The following is a 1,788-nucleotide window of genomic DNA, read 5'->3' as shown; positions in this document are numbered from 1 at the left end:
CATAACCGATGACGACAATTGTGCCCCAGCGCCCATTTTGAACAGTGCCGTGCAAACGGCATTTTGTGGCACCTTTACCTATGATGATGGCACTCCGATGAGTCTTAATGATTATACCGATTCTACGGCACCCACGGGTATGGTATTGACATGGAGTTCAGATTCATATCCATTAAATGAATTTGCCCATTTGACTCCTGCAGAGGTAGATAATCCAACTAACGATGGTTCATATTTCGGTTTCTTTTATGATGCCGCCAATGATTGTGCCAGTGGTACCATAGAGGTCGAGCTTACCTTGAACCCCATTCCCGTGATCCAAGGGACGATGGGCGATGAGCGATGTGGACCAGGGGAGGTGGTCCTTTCGGCCAGTGGGGCCCCAGATGCCGACCAGCCCCCTACCTTCAATTGGTATGCTAGTGCCACGGGCAGTACATCGATCGGCACCGGACAAAGTCTTACCCAGACGATTTCTACAACGACATCCTATTGGGTAGAGGCGTCAGCCGATGGTTGCGTTTCGGAACGACAGGAAGTTGTGGCGACCATATATCCTTTGCCCTCGGCCGGGACTCCTATGAATGCATCGGCCTGTAGTATTGCGGCCAATGGTCCGACTATTGTGGATTTGGATGATCTGCTGACCGGGGAGGGTAGTGGCGCGTGGACCGTGACCTCGGATCCCTCGAATTCAATCTCCATAGGCATTGGTAATATCGTAAGTTTTGAAGGTAGGGTTGCCGGGGATTATGTGTTCACCTTTACAACGGACAATGCCACACCACCATTTTGTGAGAACGTATCCTCGGAAGTCACGATCTCGGTCAATGATTGTGATACCGATACCGATTTGGATGGTCTTTTCGATGGCACTGAGATAACACTGGGAACAGACCCCAACAATGCCGATACCGATGGGGATGGCATAGAGGATGGTGTTGAAGTAGGTGATGATATCGCAAATCCTTTGAATGAAGACGAGGATGAATTTATTGACGCCCTGGAATCGAATATCGAGGATGACGATATGGATGGGGTCGTGGATCAATCGGATCCTGCAAATACCAACCCTTGTATTCCAGATCCAAGCAGCGTATTTTGCGTGGCTACCGTTGATTTGGAAATTATCAAAACCGTAAATAAGGATTATGTGGTGATAGATAGTGAAGATGATGAAGTTGGTTTTACTATAACCGTAAACAATCTTTCAGACCAAGAAGTTACCTTAATTCAGGTCAATGATTTCATTGATGTATCAAATGGAGTTGAAATTAGGCAAGTTTATACAGGTCCTGATGATGGAGATTATAATCGAGAGACAGGAGTATGGGATATCCCATTATTGGGAGCAGGGTTAGAGGCAACTTTAACCATTTATATAAGAATAACCACGGTGCCAACGGATGGGATATATCGAAATACAGCAACAATTGTCAATTCCTCACCTTCTGATTTCAACTTAGAGAATAATGAAGATTTAGCTGAAGTTGAAGTAGGTACGCGCAGTTCCAATGTATCTGGATTTCTTTTTAACCAGTTTTCGCCCGATGGTAATAACATCAATGATTTCTTGATAATACATAAAATAGAGGATTATCCAAATAATAGCATTGAAATCTATGACCGCTATGGCAATCAGGTTTTTGAGGCAAGACCTTATGACAATACTTGGGACGGTACCCGTAACAATACGGATGTACCCAAAGGCACCTACTTCTATGTTCTGGATTTAGGGGATGGCTCGGAGGTCAGAAAAGGGTGGATCCAAATCATAAGATAATAAGA

1 protein-coding gene is annotated in these 1,788 nt (G+C 45.0%); it reads left to right on the top strand.

Going from position 1 to position 1,788, the window contains the following annotated elements; genetic code table 11:
* On the top strand, nucleotides 1–1,783 hold a 1,783-nt coding region (locus HPE63_RS18455), incomplete at its 5' end, for a T9SS type B sorting domain-containing protein (RefSeq protein ID WP_188315780.1).
* Nucleotides 1,784–1,788 lie beyond the last annotated feature (5 nt).

The sequence above is a fragment of the Maribacter arenosus genome (assembly GCF_014610845.1).
Taxonomy (GTDB): domain Bacteria; phylum Bacteroidota; class Bacteroidia; order Flavobacteriales; family Flavobacteriaceae; genus Maribacter_A; species Maribacter_A arenosus.
The sequence above is the reverse complement of the archived record's forward strand: the minus strand, read 5'-3'. Positions and strand labels throughout refer to the sequence as shown.